This is a genomic window from Cytobacillus sp. NJ13 (genome assembly GCA_030348385.1).
In the GTDB taxonomy this organism is placed as follows: domain Bacteria; phylum Bacillota; class Bacilli; order Bacillales; family Cytobacillaceae; genus Cytobacillus.
Genome location: JAUCFP010000006.1, coordinates 1371538 through 1390003, shown reverse-complemented (window position 1 = coordinate 1390003; position 18466 = coordinate 1371538). Strand labels below are relative to the sequence as shown.

Genomic DNA, 18466 nt, shown 5'->3' with positions numbered 1-18466 from the left:
AAACGGTCGCCATAGAGCATTCATGAAGACGAAAACGGAAGGGAGGAAAAGAAAACGGTCGCCATGGAACGCTTATGATGACGAAAACGGAAGGGAGGAAAGGAAAACGGTCGCCATAGAGAGTTCATGACGACGAAAACGGAAGCGGGAAAAAGAAAACGGTCGCCATGGAGAGCTCATGAAGACGAAAACGGAAGGGAGAAAAGAAAAACGGTCGCCATGAAGTGTTCATGACGACGAAAATGCAAGCGAGAGAAAGAAAACGGTCGCCATAGAGCATTCAGGAAGACGAAAACGGAAGGGAGGAAAGGAAAACGGTCGCCAAAGAGAGTTCATTAAGACGAAAATGCAAGCGAGAGAAAGAAAACGGTCGCCAAGGAGTGTTCATGACGACGAAAACAGAAGCGAGGAAAAGAAAATGGTGGCCATGAATCGCAAATGACGACAAATAAAGAAGTAAGGAAAAGAAACATTCGTCTTAAATCCAATTAACCAAAGTTATCCCCAAACTGGCCCCCATCGCCCATTTGGGGTAATCAAAAATCCCATTCTTCCAAATTTATATTTTTCTCCTGCCTATCAAGATGCTCTTTATCCTATTTTCGAGATAAATACAAGCTGAAAATATTAAATTTAGTAGTAATGTACCTCTTTTATTACCCCAATTTACTGGTCACATCTCTCCCCTTAAGATGAATATAGTAAGTATTCTTACTTTTCTATCAATTAAAGAGCAGGAGGAAAAATATGAAGTCACGCAATAATCTATTAAAAGGGGCTCTAGCTGCAAGTTTATTATTTACTGCTTCCATTCCATTAAATGTGCTTGCACAGAAGCCGGAGATCACGGTGGACGAAGCGGAAAAAATCTTAAGTGGCCTCTCTAAAGAACAAAGAGATGCTTTAGAACAGCTTGAGATAGGGCCGGGATTTATTATTTCCCCTGAAGTAAATACAACCACTCCTGAGCTGGTCGAAATCATTGTTGAATTTAACCAGGCACCTGCAAAGGTGGAGGTAAAGAAAGAAGCTTTAAAGGGCAAAAAACTTTCTCTTTCTTCAGCTAAAGAAAAAGTAGAAAAATCCCACAGTGAATTCAAAGCCCATGTTGGCAAACTGAAGGCTAAGAAAAGCAGTTCATTGTATGACGCCAGCAAAATTGAAGTGAAACGCGAATACAAGAATGCATTCAATGGGGTTTCCATGACGCTGCCGGGTATAGCGGTGGAAGAACTCCTGCAATCAGACGCAGTAAAAAGAATTTGGAGCAATGCACAGGTCCAGCTGGATCTTCCTTCAGCAGAGCAATCTAAAATGAAGCCGAAGATGGCAGACAGCATTCCGCAAATCGGTGTGGATAAGCTTCACAATGAAGGGGTTACCGGAAAAGGAATCAAGGTTGGAGTACTGGACACAGGAATTGATTATTCGCACCCTGACTTAACAGATTCTTATCAAGGGTACCGTGCAGAAAACGGACAAGATCCGAAAGCAGTCGATCCTGCATCTGTGAAAGGCTGGGATTTTATCAATAATGATGCAGACCCAATGGAAGCGACCTATGATGAATGGAAAGCGGCGAATAGGCCTGAGTATCTAAATGGTTCTGCTTATTATACTTCCCATGGTACGCATGTCTCCGGCACAATTGCTGCGCAAAAAGATAATGCAGTTGATTATGCTGTTAAAGGAGTGGCGCCTGATGTAGATTTATTTGCATACAGAGTTCTCGGTCCGTATGGTTCAGGTACGACAGATGGAGTGCTGGCAGGCATTGATAAAGCTGTTGAGGATGGCATGGACGTAATTAATTTATCCCTTGGTGCTGGTGTAAATGATCCTTTATACCCTACTTCAGTGGCGATTAATAACGCGATGCTTTCAGGTGTTGTTTCCGTTGTGGCAGCCGGAAATGCTGGCCCGAGTGAAAAGACGCTTGGATCTCCAGGTACGAGTGCGTTTGGGATTACAGTAGGTGCGAGTGATGCAGCCATTTCCATTCCGGCTTTTAAAGCTAGTGCAGGTGACAAGGTTTTTGAATCTATGAAATTACTTGCCAAGAATTTTTCTGATGACTTAAAAATTCTGGAAGGCAAATCGTATCCTGTTGTGTTTACTGGATTGGGTAAACCAGGAGATTTTACAGGGAAAGAGTTAGCTGGCAGAATTGCATTAATTGAACGCGGAGAGCTGACATTTGAGGAAAAAGTGAAAAATGCCAAAAATGCAGGCGCGGCAGCTGTCATCATTTTTAATAACACTGAAGGTGAAATCCCTGCCTACATAGGCGAAAACACCAGATATATCCCAACGTTCCAGCTTACGAAAGCAGATGGAGACTATTTAAAAGGGAATCCTGAAGCATCTCTCACATTTGATCATCTTGCTGAGGTTAAAACAGAAGGAGATTCTCTTGCAGACTTCAGCTCAAGAGGGCCTGTCAACAGCAATTATGATATAAAACCGGATCTTGTGGCACCAGGTGTCTCCATATTCTCCACTTATCCGGAATTCATGAACCACCCGGAAGAGGGACATGATTATAGCTCTGCCTACGCAAGACTGAATGGAACCTCTATGGCGACTCCTCATATCGCGGGTGTGGCGGCACTTATGCTTCAGCAAAATCCAGACATGGACCCATTTGCTGTTAAAACAGCTCTAATGAACACATCTGATGATTTAAAGAGCGATTACTCAGTATATGAAGTGGGGGCTGGCCGGGTAGATGCCTATCAGGCTGTTCATTCGGACATATCTTTCAAAGTAATGGATCAAACCGATCATATAGAAAACGGAGAATACATCCAAGTAGATGAGATTACAGGTTCCATCAGCTACGGCAGCCATTATCTGGACAATGCGGATATCGTGGACAGCCGAAGCATACAAGTGGCGAATAATAGCAAACAGGATCAATCATTCAGAGTAGAAGTGGAATATCATGCAGCCCGGGAAGGCGTCCAGGACGGGATTAAAAATGAAATTAAAGTCAATATCCCTGAATCGCTGACAATCGGAGCAGGGAAAACAGAACAAATTAAGGCTGGAATTGTCATTCCAAAATCGGCTGAAATCGGCCGCTATGAAGGCTATATTCATGTGGTTAATCAGGCAAATCCAGATGACCGCTATCAAATTCCTTTTGCCATAAGAGTGACAGACAAAGGGATTTCCTATGCCGAGCCGCTCTCACCTTCTGTTACAACAGATACGCCATTTCATCAATACTATGCACCAGGTTCTCACTTTGTCTTTAAGTTTAAAAGTCCAATGGAAACGTTCGACCTGATTGTCAAAGATGCCAAAACAGGCAAGGCTGTAGGGCTCGTAGGAAGCTATGACGGCAGCCAGGCAGTACCTGATAAGGAATACCTGATCTTTTTTGGACACAGGGGACTTGTTTATCCATTCACTGGGAATAAGAAGCAGCCAATAGCCGATTACATTCAAAAACTGCCGGAGGGCGATTATGTACTTGATCTGATCAGCCGGGATGCCGAAGGGAAAAGTTATCACTACGAGAGTGTCGGTATCGTAGATAATACCCCGCCGGAAGTGGATCTGGATATTGAACCGGGAGTCATCGAAATAAATGATGGCATGTTAACTGATGAAGACGGCCATCACGCATTCTGGGTACATGGAAATATTACAGATAAAACAGTTGACCTGCTGCAGTCAAAAGGAATGGATTTTACTCAAAAAACCAATACAGCTGCTTACTATGAAAATGGCAGCCCATTTATTAGCGGATTCCTGAAGCTTGAAGATGATGGCGCTTCAAAATTTGGTGTGCTGCCGGAAGAATATGAAGCCAGACCTTATCAGTTAAAGCTATTCCCTTGGGATATGGGGACAGCGGCGAACACATTTTCAAGTCCTCAATATGTGTTCATGAAGGAAGGCACCGAACATGCGACCAGCCGATTTGATAAGAACAGTGTATCGCTCAATGATGAGATTACCATGACCCTTGATTTAAATAATGTGAAGAAATTTGTTTCAGGTTCATTTGAGGTACAGCCTTTCCTCAATTTCTTTGAATTCCAGGAAGTTAAGGTGAATCCAAAGCTTCAAAAATTTGCTGATGAAGAAGGAATTTCTATTAAATTGGATGAACCTGTTGTTTCCCAATCAGGAGTAAAGGTCGGAGCAGCGCTTTCAAAAGCTGGTTTCGAAGGCATCAATGGGGATATGCCATTCCTTGATGTTACTTTTAAGGTCGCAGATGATACAAATTACTCGAGATACTCTTCCATTGGTTTAAAGGAGTTATTTTATAAAAAACAGGGAGAAAGTGGAGAAAAGAAAATTCCGGCATATAGCTTAAACCATTTTGAATTCAATTCCTCACATTCAAGAATAACCGGTAATATAGCACCGGAAGCTTTCTTAACCTCCGGTGGCTGGATTGATAACAAATACGATTTTACCAAGCTTAAGGCAAAGGTCTTTGCCAAAGCTGCAAATGGAAAGATATATGAGGGAACAATGGACAGCAAGGGCCTCTTTGAAGTGATTGTACCAGCAGATAAAGAAGCTTATACCATCTACGTCGAGGTGCCTGGCCATATGGCTGAATATAAGAATGTAATGGCAAGCATCGAAAAAGAGGGAGAGCAGCAAGGTCTGTATGTGAGAATTAACTCTGAAGATAACCTTGCAGGGGATGTTACCCAGGATCAGATTGTTGATATACGGGATCTGAAAGAAGCTGTTGATCATTATGGCAAGGAAGCCCCTGAAAATCCGCATCTCGATATTAATCAGGATGGGGTGGTCGATGAAACAGATGTTAGATGGATTGAAAGGAATTTCTTAACGAAAGGCTCATTAGCAGGAAAAGGAAATCAGCCAAAAGAAACAATCGGGAAAAAAGGCCTTTCAGATTTCCTGAAAATGATTGGATTGGAGCCAAAAGGAAAATAAGAATTGCAAAGAAGGCGGGAGACACTTTCTCCTGCCTGTTTCTATTAACCTATAGAAAATCACTGGTGATTTCACTATAATAATAGAAACTTTAATACCGAGGTGCAGCATGATCATTGGGAAAATAATTAAGTTTTACAGGGAAAGAGATGGTCTAACTCAGGGTCAGCTGGGGGAAGGGATTTGTTCGGTAACCCATTTGAGTAAAATTGAACGGGGAATTACCGAATACTCCGGAGAAATAACACATCTTCTGGCCAGGAGGCTCGGCATTAATCCCGAAGAGGAAATACTTCGATATCATCAGCTTGCAAAGAGGCTGAATGAATGGCATGAGAGCATGATCATGCAGCGAATACAGGAATCTGAACAGATAAAAAAGGAACTGCAGATTGAAAAACTGATTCATATGCCTGATTTTCAGACTCTATATGGCCTGCTGTCAGCCAGGTACTATTTATCTGTGAGTGATTTGGAGTCAGCATCAAAATTGATTTCGGATCTTAATAAAACTTCCGCTGCCTTTTCACCTCATGATGCGAATCTGTTAAAGCATATCCAGGGCATCTATTATTTTCTTACAGGTCAATACCGTGACTGTATCAGCTGTTTAGCTTCCATTGACAGAGATCAGTATAACTATGAAGAATACTATTATCATTTAGCGATTGCTTACCATTCCATTCATTCAAATATCACAGCCTATTATTATGGCAAAAAGGCTCTTCAGTATTTTCAAAGAACCTTAAACATCCTCCGCATTATCGACACAGAAATGCTGCTGATTGTTCAGCTAAATGCCAAGGAACTTCATGATTTTAATGAAACAAAGGAAAAATATGAACAGTTAATTAAGCTATGTGATGCGTGTAATTCAGGTGACCGAAAATCCAAGCTCTATCATAATCTGGCATTTGAATATTTTCGCCGAAAGAAATACAGGGAATCAGCAGGCCTTTATGAAGAAGCACTGAAGCTTACGGCCGAAAATGCTCCTCACTATTTAACTGCTTTAGATGGATACATTCATACCTGTTATAAAGGAAAACTTCAGGCCGGCAGTGCGTTAATAAAATTAGCTGAAGAAGGCATGGAGAGGGCAAAGGCAGCTGATTCTTATACCTGGATTTATTTTCAGCTTCATCTCCATTTATTGAGAAATGAAGAACAGCAATACTATCAATTTATTGAGGAAACAGCCTTGCCGTACTTTAAAAAAATTGGATATGGCATTTTAATCGACCATTATGAGAAAAAGCTTTTCCACTTTTACTCAGAAAGAGGCGAGGCTCAAAAAGCGATAGAGCTCGCACGTTCTTTTATACATAAACAGAAAAGCTATTATGATCACGAGTAGACTTTTTTCGAGCTGAAAAAAATGAGACTGCATTGTTATGCCGTCTCATTTTTCATTGACTGTTTATGCAGCCTTCTCTGAAATATTTTCGCATTTGTTCCTATATAAACACCAGTCAGAACGAATGCTGCCCCAATTCCATGAGCCATGGTGAACGTTTCACCCAAAAAGGCTGTAGCCATGATAACGGCAGATACAGGCATCACATTAATAAAAATGGAGGCCTTGGCCGCACCGACCTCTTTAATTCCGTTGTAATACAACACAAATGAAACCACGGTAACAAAAATGCTCATATGGGCAATCGCAGCCCATGTCGTAATGCTGGCTTGCTGGATATCCATCCACGATGTTTCAGCCGAAGCGAATGGCAATAGAAATAAGGTTCCATAGGCAACTGCATAAGTAGTGGATTCCACTGAGCTGAATTTTTTCAAAACTACTTTCCCTACAACACTATAGATGGCCCAGCTGACCACAGCTCCAAGCAATACGAAGTCAATGGGTTCAAAGCCATATTGGAAAAGAGTGAGCAAATGGCCATCTGTAATAATAAACACTACACCTGTCAAAGCAACGGCCATTCCAATGATATGATTTTTTGTGATTTTTTCTTTTAGGAATAATCCTGATAAAAGGACGATCAGCACCGGGTTTGAAGCAATAAATAATGAGCTTTTAATCACTGGCGCATGCTTTGTGGCCAGGAAAAAACAAATATTATACAGGGCAATTCCGGTCAGGCCCAAAAGAGCAAACAATCCATGATCCCTTAAATTCGGTCGTTTCCGGTCTTTCTCCATGATCCACATGAGCGGAAAAAGCAGGATGGCAGCTCCCAAAAACCGCAAAAAAGCAACTGTTGCAGGTTCAAAGCTTTGAACAGCAAACTTGCCGGCAATAAAAGCGCTGCCCCATGTAGCAGTAGCCAAAGTCAGCATTCCATATATAAGCCATAATCTCTTTTTCAAACAACTCGCCTTCATTTCTGTAAAATTTTATAAATAGTATTATAACACCTTTTTCGAAAGGCGAAATAGTTATTTTATTATTAAAGATTTATCAATTTTAACTTTAGGAAAAAAGGACGAGGGGAATATGTTGTTTTTTGTCATACTTTATCGATTTAAAGTGTAAAACAGTTATTTTTTCTCAATGACTTTACTAATATTGAAAAAATAACCTCTGAAATTAGCGGAAAATTCATTCTTTTTTCTCTATCGTGGGACAAGCCCATCCCTTATCATTTCTTTAGAGTCCCGAAGAAAGGGGATCTAAAGAAAGGGTGAAATACATATGAAGAAAATGGCAGGGAAAATCGCATTTCTGACAGCATTTATTGTTATGCTGTTCTCTACACTTTCCTTAGCGGCAACCGTACCAGGAGGGCCATCTGGAAATGGAAACACCAGTATTAACAGCATGCTGTCCTACGAAGATGTCGTGAAAACACTCAACGGCATTGAACAGACAAGCAAGGGGAAGGTGGAAGTTTTTACACTCGACCGCTTCGGAAAATCAGAGCAGGGAAGAAGCATTTATGTAGCCAAGGTTGGAACCGGGGAAAAGAAAATCTGGATTCAAGCTCAAATCCATGGAAATGAAAAGCTGGTTACAGAGGCAGCGCTTCAGCTGTTAAAAACTTATGCGAGCAACAATTCCAAAGAGGTACAGACTGTTCTGGAAGAGTCCACACTATACTTCATTCCAATGTACAATCCGGATGGAGCAGAAATGAATACCCGTGGTACAAAGGTTATGGAGACAGGACAATTACTGGATTTGAATCGTGATTGGGCAGCTGAAGGCGGTTTTAAAGCAAAAGAGTCTAAAGTCGTTTATTCTTATTGGGCAGAATTGAAACCTGATTTTGCGATCGATTTGCATCATCAAGGATTAAAACAGGTTTATGGAACAAATGAAGCAACGTCATTTTCACTCGGTATTTCCCTGGCGCCGAACGGACCAACACTGCCTGCATACAAAAACTACAATGATGTGACAAGGCAGATGCTGGCATATGTCTACGATGAAATGAGCGGATACGGCTATACCCATATCGACCGCTACCAGATTGTTGATAGTGAAAAACAAGTAGGCTATGATATCGACATTAAAGGCGGAGTCGTTTCTGCTATGATGATGGGATTGAATTATAATGGTTTGAACCCGGAAAATCACAGCCATCCAGCAGTATTTTTTGAAACAAAAGGGAATTCAAGCGATGGCAGCCTGGGGCAGAAATCGAACGGATATTTAACAAAACAAAACTATTTAGCTTTAAAATCATTGGTATATGGCTATGTTACAGGAGAAGTAAATGAAGTGGATCCTGAGCGCTGGAATGACATCCCGTCTTATCCTTTAGCAGGCTATTGGACAGATTATAATGGGATTGTTCCTGCGGGATCATCAGGATTTTAAGTTAATAAAGAAGGAGCTGGTCATGGAGCCAGCTTCTTTTTATCTGTTCTTCTTCTTCACCGCATTTTCTTCAATCATCCCTCTTACATTCTCTGCCATTTTATCAAAAGCCTGATTCACCCGATCCATCAAAACATCCTGGGAAGCGCTGTTTCGATTATCAGTTCCTTCATTAATATCCTTTTTCATTCTGATCACCTCCGTAAAAAATATTTTTTGTATTAGGAAATAAAAGTATTCTCCAAAAGAACCTAAAAAGGAGATGAACTAAAGCTTGGACTTCTAGTATGATTGTAGAAAGATATTAAAATATCGGGGATATATCGCCGAAGGTCAGGCTAGGACATAGTATATTGGTTAAAAAAATTTACAACTGCTGCATTCTTTGTATACACTAAGAATGATTATCAATTAAATAAAGACAATTGGAATATAAATAACGATTACCGGAAAGGAGGGACCAATATGTGGCCATTTTCATCCAGCAAACAGAACAAAAATGCCGTCGAAGCAGCCAGTTATTTTTCTATTAAAGAAACAACGGAAGAAGCGGAAATTGAAAAGATGGTATCTAAGCTGGAACAGATTTTTTACAGCACATCCAGGGAAATTGTTATTTTGTGCATTGGTTCTGACCGCTCAACAGGAGACTCTCTTGGGCCATTGGCAGGAAAGATTCTCAAGGAAAAAAACATTCCCTATCCAGTATATGGGACTTTGCAGGAGCCTGTTCACGCATTGAATATCAAAAAGGTACTTAAAGAAATCAAAGAAACCCATGATGATCCGTTTATATTTGGCATAGATGCATGCCTCGGAGACGAGCGGCAAATCGGCTATATTTTAATAAGGGAAGGGTCGTTTATCCCGGGAAATGCAGTGAATCGGGCTCTTCCGAGTGTGGGTGATTATCATTTGAAGGCGATTGTTAACACACTGGATCCATTATCACCTGTTCATTCCTTAAATAGCACAAGATTATACATGGTTTTAAAACTGGCTGAAATCATTGCGGAAATCATTTCACGTGTAGCGGCAAATGACCATACTTCCAGAGGAGTTATTGAAAAAATGAATGTTCCGTAAACATGAATTGGGTAAATCAGCCAAAAAATTGCTGTACCCCGATAGGTAAGTTATAATGAGCGTAAAGATACCAAAGAGAAAGAGGGAAAGGGATGGGGAATAACTGGACGGAAGATAATCTGATCTCGATACGCGAGAGGGTTTATCTGCATATTAAGGATCTTATTTTGGACGGAGAATTTAAAGCGGGAGACCGGCTGGTGGAACGAGAACTTGCTGAGAGATTAAACATCAGCAGGACACCCATTCGGGAAGCGCTGTTCCGCCTGGAATCCCAGGGATTTGTTAAGACAGTCCCAAGAAAAGGCGTAATTGTTGCCGATATTTCCGAAAAGGAAATTATCGAAGTGTTTACCATTTTATCATCACTTGAGGTTCTGGCAGCAAAATTGGCTGTTCAAAAGCTGGATAAAGAAATGGAAAGCAAATTCACTGACAGCATAAGAAAGGTCGAGGAATACCTGAACAATCCTGAAGAGGATGCTTCTGAATTACATAGGGAGCTCAATCATCTCCTATATAGCTCTGCCAAAAATGTGAAGCTTTATGAGATGCTGAGCGGATTATCCGATTACATTCGCGCATTTGCTAAAATTGGGCATAAAAATCCTGGCAGGGCAAAGCAGTCAATGGAGGAGCATTTAAAAATCATGGAAGCCATCGTTAATAAAGAAATGGAAATGGCTGAATATCTGACCAAAATACATATTGAAAACTCCAAAAAAGCATATATTGAAGCGGTGCAGCAAAGTGAAAAGAAAAATTAAGAAAGAGCAGAAGCCCTTTCTTAATTTTTTTATACTCCAATCACGATAGGGGAGGTTAAATTCTTTAAAACCTTGGCTACACTCATGGCGACAATTGGACTGGATTTTGGATTTTCCTCATAAGGAACATTCGAGACGGATATCTCCACCTCGCCAAAATAACCTTTTGCCTTGATTGTATGTGTGTTCGATTGGATCGTTGGATCAGCATAAACTTTTACTTTTGTATCTTCAAAGCCGATTCCTGCAAGGCTGAGGGCCGCTGAAACATTCACGCTCTGCGGAAACAGCTTGGATGACTCCCGTGCATTCCCTTCGTATATACAAAATGGTTCAGTCAGCGTATGTAAATCCACTTTTTCTTCCGCTATAGTACCTTTCCAGCTTCGCGGATGCTTTCTTGTAATTAAGGTAATATCTTCAATTTCTCCCAATGCACCTGCTGCAATCCGGTCCAGGCCGGCGATAGCTGCAGACGGGATAAAGATCTGCCGGTTCTCCTGATTGGCCACAGTCTGCAGCTGTTCATAAAAACCGGTGTCTCCCAATGCTCCAACGGAAAGCACTACAAGATGGCTTCCATTTGCCAGCACTTTCTCCCCGAACATATGTAAAGCCTGATGACCCGCTGCCTCTATGATAATATCTAAATCCCCATTAAAAAATTCTGCTTCATCTGACGTAAGAGTAAATGTTTGTTTGTCAGCATGATCTGCACTCTTTATTCTTCTAACCAGCACAGACTTTAACTCCACGTCGCCGGCATGGCCGGCTTCAATTAATTCTGCAATCGTTTTCCCCAGCGTTCCATAACCGATGATTCCAGCTTTAAGCATATTTATCACTCCTTCATGGGATCACCCCTAAAAATAGGAGTCTTTAATTTGGTATACGATATACTTTGTTCAATTTTATTCTAGATTCTAACTTAAATCCATTAATAGAGCAATATATTTTATAGAAAATATTAAAACATCTAAATTTTCAAAATTATTTGCACAATACTCTTTTTTAGTGTTATTATAGTATACAAGTTAAAAATAGTGAAAAAGGGAGGTGGTCAAAATTCTCATGTACCAGAGGAAGAGAGGCTGATCTTTCGGTAAGATCTTCTGAAGGAGCATAAGGAAATAGTATAGTATGATTCGGATGGCGTACACGCAGATAACAAACACATCGGAGATTATCGCTTTTTTGTTTTTTGTTTAATTTGGTATACAATCCACCAAATGCAGTATGCTTTTTGGAAAAAGTTTCAAAACCTCCTGAATAAGCCAAGTGTTGAGGTATTACATAGTCAGCCGTAGAAAAACAGATCATGCCTCCTGCAATCTGTCTTTTGCAATCTATTTATAAAGAGATTTTTTTTATAACGAAAACGGAGGGGAATATATGGAGTTAACATTTGCTCATTGGGTATATGCAATTGTTACTGTGTCTGTAATCGCAACGATGCTTTTCAGAAGAGGCGTTGTCTTGCCTGTTATCATCGGAACTTTCTTTGTGGCAGTCATCTATAAAGGAAGTCTGATCGCTGGCTTCCAGGCGGTATTTAACGCTAATCTCCTCGCAGCAAAAGAACTATTCAGTATATTCCTGATCATCTCCCTCATGATCGCGCTTCTTAATTCATTGAAAGACCTGGGAGCTGATAAAAGGCTTATCGGTCCAATTGAGAAGGTAATGATCAATGGGCATGTTTCCTATTTAGTATTAATGGTTACTACTTATGTTATTTCACTCTTTTTCTGGCCGACTCCTGCTGTCCCGCTTATCTGTGCATTGCTGGTCCCGGCAGCGGTCAGGGCTGGCCTGCCTGTAATGACGGCTGCCATGGTTATTGTCATTGCTGGCCAGGGAATGGCGCTTTCTTCAGATTATATCATGCAGGTAGCACCGATGCTAAGTGCCAAAGCAGCTGGAATTGATAAAGCACTGGTTGCTGATAAGACATTAGTTCTTTCCATCATTACAGGAGTAAGCGCATTGGCCTATATCTATTTGGCGCATAGAAAATTTATTGTGAAAAATGGTCATCATGACTCCTCATTAAACCCGAAGGATTCTGCATTCTTTGGTGTAGCCAATGAACTGGCGGCTACAGCTGAAGAAAGTGCTGAAACTATCCAGAGAAAAAATACTTGGGGCAAGGTCTTTGCTGTATTAGTGCCTTTATCCATGCTGGCTGTTATGCTGTATATGTTCTCAACAAAGTTAACCGGTGGATCCGGATTTGAAGGAACAGATGGTGCTGCCTTTATCGGCGGGGTAGCTACACTTTTATTGGTGCTTGCCACCGTGGCATTTAATCGCATCCATGCCTTGGATAAAATAAGCGACCATTTAACGGAAGGGTTTGTATTCGCCTTTAGAGCGATGGCCCCGGTTATTCCAATAGCAGGATTCTTCTTTATGGGAAGCTCAGACTTCACAGGCACGATACTATCTCTCGATGAAAGCGCTGCCAAACCTGCGTTTTTATTCGATATGATACAGGCAGGCCAGGCATATATTCCGGAAAATGCCTTTATTGCCGGTTTTGGTCTTTTAATAGTCGGTCTGATCACTGGCTTGGATGGGTCAGGCTTTTCAGGGCTGCCGTTAACAGGTGCCTTATCGGGTGCTTTGGCAAATGGAAGCAATATCGATCCTTCCACATTGGCAGCGATCGGGCAGATGGGTGCCATCTGGGGCGGAGGCACAATTGTTGCCTGGTCTTCCCTTGTGGCAGTAGCAGGATTCCTCCAGCTTTCACCTCTGGAACTGGCCAGGAAAAACTTTATTCCTGTTGTCGCCAGCCTTTTTATCGCCACATTAATTGCTATATTAGTCTGGTAAAACAGTACTTGAAAAATAAAAGGCTATCCTGCAAAGTTAGAATATACTAACTTAGGGGATAGTCTTTTTTTCAGACAGAATAGGAGGCGAATGATGAAAATAGGTTTAGCAGGGATTGGAAAATTGGGGACTGCCATGATGACTCACTGGCATAAATCAAACCTTCCAATCGGCATTTATCATCCTGACAGGTCAAAGGCAGAACAATTTGCTGAGAAGTTCCCTAACGGACGCCCTTTAACTGATGACGAGCTGAAACAAGTGGATATGATTCTGCTCGCTTTGCCGGCCGGAAAGGTGATTTCTTTTATGGAAAGTATGTTTCCTGAGGAGACTTCTATTGCTTTCATCAACATGGCGACTGCGCTTCCAACGAAAAGTATTAGAGAAAGATTCCCTTCCTGCAAGGTATACGGATTAAAGTATATGGGTCATTCGAGAGATTTAATGGAGAATGGAAAGGGATTGTTTATTTCAGAGGACCAGCTGCCAGATCCGATAATGGACCTTATCAAGCCATTGGGGGAAATCGTAAAGGACAGTGAAGAAAGATTAGTAGAAGTAAACAAACTGGCTACATTCTTTGCTGTAAAGACAGCCGTCGAAATCGAGAATGAGTTTATCCGCAAAAGTTATCCGCCAGCTTATATCAATAGAGCTCTCGCCTCCCTGGCACCTGAAGTTATCCGCTCTTACAGTGAAGGCACCTTGGGGCATTTTGCACAGGAGATTGTCAAAGAAATACAGGAATCCACTAAAAAAGCTGCTGATTAATCTAGTTGATCAGCAGCTTTTTCAATTAGAGCAATCTTTCCAGTAGAAACAAATAGAACATCACACAAGCAACATAAACTGCCGCGAATGGCATATTCCAGTTGGAGACTTTATAGGAATCGACTTTGATAATGTTGGACATAAGGCCAAGAGTGGCATTATATGGACCCACTAAGAAGGCGGAAACAGCTCCTGACAGCATCGCAACTGTCAGAATGTGCGGGGAAATTCCGATGGCTGCCGGGTTTACGCCTTCAATCATCAAAGCAAGTGAAACGGCAGGATGAAGGCCCAGAAAGGCCAGCCCTAAAGGAATCAAAGGCAAGATAATCAGGAAAACTTCGACCCCGGCAACATTTATAAAAGCTGTAATCCAACCATAAAGGACTTCATTTGCCTTCGAAAAGTTAATGGCTGAGATAAAGAAGCCTGTTGATAAAAAGATGAAAAATTGATCCTTCATGCTCATGGCGAAGGAATTGAAATGGTCAGCAAGCTCATCGCCAAATTCTCTCCCTTTTCTTAAAATAAGGGACCAGCTGAATGCAAATGGAATAACGATCAAAGAAACAAGAATTAAGAAAGGCAAAGTAAACTGCGTCTCAGCAAGGGATACAAGAACATTAAAAATTGCAATGGCTACAAGGATTTGAAAGACTCTTCCCGGCCGGCCGGCATAACCTGCTTCAAGGGCTGCCGCCGTTTCGTGCACAGATTCTTCGCCAGTGTGCGGGAGTTTCATAGACTGGGACTGACGGGTACCAATAAACCAATCCATTGCTAATCCCAATATGCTCAGCGGGATGACATAGGGGAGGATGGATACCCAGCTGACTCCCGTCATCGTAATCACTATCCCCACAATAGGCGTTACAGGCGCCCAGATTAAAGGCATTGCAAACCCTCTGGAAATCGCTCTGCTCATGAATCGTTCCTTGTTCCGCACCGGAAAGCTCCCGAGTGCCGGCCGGATTGAATAATACGTCATGGGAAGAGTGGCAAGATTCATGAAAATGCTAAAAAAGTAAGAAATCCCCGAAGTCATCATATATAAATGACCAGATGTTTTTACCCGTTTTTGAATGATGGCCCGGATGCCTTCCCCGTATCTCCCAAGTTTAATCGGTATGCCCAGGATCGGTATTAACGTAAACATGGTAAGCAAATCAAGCATTGGCCCAAAGGCAAGAATATATTGCTGCCATTCTGAGCCGCTTGTCCAAAGCAGCACAGCACCAAAAGCCAGGAACACGCCCCCGAGAATCTGAACAAATTTCTTCGCAAGCCTGAAGGTCAAAACGACTATTATAAAACACAAGACAGAGAGGAGGGGATCGATATTCCATTGCGGAAGCAAAGTGGACAGCAAATATAAACCAATCACGGTCAAAAATAAAACTCTCAGCATATCAGACACCCTCGCGATCTTTCATAAAGTAAATGGGGAAAATAAATTGTATACCATAATCACGACTTTTCTTTATTTGTTCAAAAAACAACAACATTTCTATCGTAATTTTGGTATTTGGTATACAATCTTGTTGTAAATCTCAAAAATTCATAATATAATAATGATAACAGGTTAGAGAAAAAAGGAGGCTTCCCCAATGTTCCATTTTCTATTTGGATCCAAATATGCAATCGAGAAAACAGAAAGAAAATTAGCCCGTTTAAGAAGAACATTAAAATTCTAGTCTGGCCGCCATTCTTTGGCGGTTTTTTTATAGAATAAGAAAGTTAGAAATTTTGAACGTAGAAAACTGTCTAGCGCAAGCAGCCTACCCCCTCGAGGTCACAAGCTTGTTTAGTCGCGGCTCCTAGATACTCGGGGTCAAAGCCGTTTCCTTCCAGGAGGAAAAACGGCTTCTTTCAGGAAGCGTCTTATGCCTGTCGTCCCTGGGCAGTCGCCTTCACATTTCAAGCAAGCCTCCCAAAAAGACAAAGAACGACTTTCCGGGAGGCTCGTCTTGTGCTTGAAGCACACAGGACAAGGAAGGCTTCGTCAGCATAAACAACGCACGACCGAAAGCGACAGCTTTTTGGAGGATGGGGGTCATGCAGACGTTGCCACGTTTTTTAATTCTGCGTTCCTCAGTGGGCAATGCGCTTCCGCTTTTCTTATTAACAGCAAACCCGGAAGAAGAGCGGCTTCTTCCGGGTTTAGTAAAAACATTTATACTGCTACTTCATCGGATTTTACCAGTTTGGAATGAATGGAGTCTTCACTATTGCCGGATGCTTTTACTATTTCATCCAGTTCTTCTCTGGCTGCTTCCAGCGTTTCAAACCGTTCAAAAAATTTAACACCAATATGATTCACATACTCTTTTCCTTCATAATCTTCATAAAGCTGTATTTTCATATTCTCATCCAAAACTTCCGCAATGGTGTACTTAGCCTTCAGCTTATCGAAGAAATAAAAATGATACGTCTCAATCGGTTTTAGACCCTCGTTTTCCAGAATGGTCTGGAAAGTATCTTTATTTGTTAATACAATATATTTACCCAATTAAAACACTCCCTTAGTTTTGTTTGAAATTAGTTTTTCAAATGCAGAATTGCTCATATGTAGCTCGAGAGCTTACCTCCTTCTCTTTGGAATATTGTATACCAACGCTCTTGAGCTTATTTTATACTAAGATTTCAAAATATTCAATAATATATTCTAAATTTTTTAATAATTCGGTGAAAATTATATATATTGGTCATTAAGAAAAAAGGAAGTGATGCTGGTGAGTTAGGGTGGCAGCCAATTTGGCAGATTAACGACGAAAATAATCGAACTCAAAGAAAATGGTAGTTAATGCGGCCGGATAACGACGAAAATAATTGAACTCAAAGAAAATGGTCGTTAATCTAGCTGATTAACGACGAATTTAATCGCACAAATGGAAAAACGGTAGTTAATCCAGTAAAAGGGACCTGCCTATATCCGCCAAACACAGAAAAATAAAAAACGAGTTTGCTAATCTTCCCGAAAGGTTGTATACTTTGAAAAAAGTATCTAAATTTTTAGAATAAACTGAAAGGGGTAATGTTATGCCGAAGGTTACGCTTCATGTGGATGGGGAGATTGTGGAAAAGCAGGTAAAGGATAATGCCAATTTGGTGGTCCTGGCAGGGATCCGCCAGTTTCCGGAATTAAAATATGGATGCGGCATGGGAAGATGCACAAAATGTACGTGCATTGTTTTAAATGGGGGAGATGATCTCGCACCGCCAAATTGGAAGGAAGAAAAAATGCTTGGCGACAAAGTGAAAGAAGGGTACCGGTTAACCTGTCAAATGACCATCCAAAACGACATTGAAATATCCCAGGACAACATCTCTGTAAAACCTCCCAAGAAGACAACTGCAGCTATTACGAAATAGTTTTTTATTTTTATTTATTAATGGTATACAAAATACCTAAGGCGAGCGGGGTATCAAGAAAATGAATTGTTATGATCTTACCAAGATGACATGGAAGGAAGTCGAGAAATCACTAGAAACAGTAGAGTTTGCCATAATTCCTGTCGGAGCACATGAGCAGCATGGTCCACATATGGCGGAAAGCTGTGATGCGGTGCTTGCGGAGAGAATGGCTATTAAACTGGGGCAGAGAATGTTTCCATATGCTATTGTGACGCCGTGTGTTAACATGGGGGTTTCCGAGCATCATATCCATTTCCCCGGAACAATTACACTCCAGCCTTCTACTTTGATTGCTGTTCTTACAGACATGGTTTCCTCACTGAAACAGCATGACATCAAGAAGTTTTTATTTTTGAATTCACATGGCGGAAACCAATCTGCACTGAATCTGGCAGCCATGACCATCACAAAGGAATTGGAAGTAGAAGTCTACTATGCTAAGACAACTGCATCTGCCAAGGAATCTATCGGGAAATATGTAAAATCTCCTTTATTTGGCCACAGCTGTGAACGTGAAGTGTCTGAAGCTCTTTATCTTGCTCCTGAACTGGTAAGAGAGGACCTCTTGGAAAAAGGAGAAATCAAGCAAGGCGGCAGATGGGAAAGACTCCGGCCGGGTAAAGCTGTCCAGGGATTTTATTTCTATGAAGAAATGACTGGAAACGGCTGTATCGGTGATGGACGGAAAGGGAGCAGGGAAATCGGAGAGCAGATCGTTGAAGAAGCCTTGGATCATCTTGCTGAAGAACTTTCCGAGCTGCTTGATCTGAAAGAGGAGCTGCTTTATTAAATTCTCACAATCTATCAACCGAGAAAAAATAATCTTTAAAAAATTCTAAAAATTATGTTTACAATCTAAAAAGAATAGGTTATG

14 protein-coding genes are annotated in these 18466 nt (G+C 41.3%); 9 read left to right on the top strand and 5 right to left on the bottom strand.

Annotated features, from left to right (window positions below):
• Positions 1-747 precede the first annotated feature (747 nt).
• Both QUF73_06760 and QUF73_06755 read left to right on the top strand, forming a co-directional pair.
• Positions 748-4932: a S8 family serine peptidase gene (locus QUF73_06760; protein ID MDM5225912.1), complete on the top strand. Its 4185-nt coding sequence runs from the start codon at positions 748-750 to the stop codon at positions 4930-4932.
• 109 nt (positions 4933-5041) lie between these two features.
• The gene (locus tag QUF73_06755; protein ID MDM5225911.1) at positions 5042-6289 is read left to right on the top strand and encodes a helix-turn-helix domain-containing protein; all 1248 of its coding nucleotides are present in this window, start codon (positions 5042-5044) and stop codon (positions 6287-6289) included.
• Positions 6290-6324: 35 nt separating this feature from the next.
• On the opposite strand, the gene QUF73_06750 is transcribed toward QUF73_06755, so the two are convergent.
• The gene (locus tag QUF73_06750) at positions 6325-7230 is read right to left on the bottom strand and encodes a DMT family transporter (GenBank protein ID MDM5225910.1); all 906 of its coding nucleotides are present in this window, start codon (positions 7228-7230) and stop codon (positions 6325-6327) included.
• A 355-nt stretch (positions 7231-7585) separates the two neighbouring features.
• Here QUF73_06750 and QUF73_06745 point away from each other — a divergent pair, with 355 nt between their 5' ends.
• On the top strand, positions 7586-8713 hold the full coding sequence (locus tag QUF73_06745; protein MDM5225909.1) for a M14 family zinc carboxypeptidase: 1128 nt from the start codon (positions 7586-7588) through the stop codon (positions 8711-8713).
• A 39-nt stretch (positions 8714-8752) separates the two neighbouring features.
• Here the strand turns inward: QUF73_06745 and QUF73_06740 are convergent, their stop codons facing one another.
• Entirely contained in the window at positions 8753-8902 is a 150-nt protein-coding gene (locus QUF73_06740; GenBank protein MDM5225908.1) for a hypothetical protein, read from the bottom strand.
• Positions 8903-9178: 276 nt separating this feature from the next.
• Here QUF73_06740 and yyaC point away from each other — a divergent pair, with 276 nt between their 5' ends.
• Positions 9179-9799 (top strand): spore protease YyaC, encoded by a 621-nt coding sequence (gene yyaC / locus QUF73_06735; protein ID MDM5225907.1) that lies wholly within the window; start codon positions 9179-9181, stop codon positions 9797-9799.
• Positions 9800-9891: 92 nt separating this feature from the next.
• Positions 9892-10566, top strand: a complete 675-nt coding sequence (locus QUF73_06730) for a GntR family transcriptional regulator (protein ID MDM5225906.1) — start codon at positions 9892-9894, stop codon at positions 10564-10566.
• A gap of 29 nt (positions 10567-10595) precedes the next feature.
• On the opposite strand, the gene nadX is transcribed toward QUF73_06730, so the two are convergent.
• Positions 10596-11402 carry an aspartate dehydrogenase gene (nadX, locus tag QUF73_06725; GenBank protein MDM5225905.1) on the bottom strand — a complete coding sequence of 269 codons (807 nt, stop codon included), beginning with the start codon at positions 11400-11402 and terminating at the stop codon, positions 10596-10598.
• Positions 11403-11958: 556 nt separating this feature from the next.
• On the opposite strand from nadX, the gene QUF73_06720 reads away from it, so the two are divergent.
• Both QUF73_06720 and QUF73_06715 read left to right on the top strand, forming a co-directional pair.
• Positions 11959-13404: a hypothetical protein gene (locus QUF73_06720; protein MDM5225904.1), complete on the top strand. Its 1446-nt coding sequence runs from the start codon at positions 11959-11961 to the stop codon at positions 13402-13404.
• Positions 13405-13497: 93 nt separating this feature from the next.
• Positions 13498-14178: an NAD(P)-binding domain-containing protein gene (locus QUF73_06715; protein ID MDM5225903.1), complete on the top strand. Its 681-nt coding sequence runs from the start codon at positions 13498-13500 to the stop codon at positions 14176-14178.
• A gap of 25 nt (positions 14179-14203) precedes the next feature.
• Here the strand turns inward: QUF73_06715 and QUF73_06710 are convergent, their stop codons facing one another.
• A complete protein-coding gene (locus tag QUF73_06710; protein MDM5225902.1) occupies positions 14204-15586 on the bottom strand; it encodes a hypothetical protein in 1383 nt (460 codons plus the stop codon).
• Positions 15587-16351: 765 nt separating this feature from the next.
• On the bottom strand, positions 16352-16687 hold the full coding sequence (locus tag QUF73_06705; GenBank protein ID MDM5225901.1) for a hypothetical protein: 336 nt from the start codon (positions 16685-16687) through the stop codon (positions 16352-16354).
• A 530-nt stretch (positions 16688-17217) separates the two neighbouring features.
• Between QUF73_06705 and QUF73_06700 the strand changes: the two genes are divergently transcribed.
• Complete coding sequence (locus QUF73_06700) at positions 17218-17550, top strand: 2Fe-2S iron-sulfur cluster-binding protein (protein MDM5225900.1); 333 nt, start codon at positions 17218-17220, stop codon at positions 17548-17550.
• A 61-nt stretch (positions 17551-17611) separates the two neighbouring features.
• On the top strand, positions 17612-18382 hold the full coding sequence (locus QUF73_06695; GenBank protein MDM5225899.1) for a creatininase family protein: 771 nt from the start codon (positions 17612-17614) through the stop codon (positions 18380-18382).
• Positions 18383-18466 lie beyond the last annotated feature (84 nt).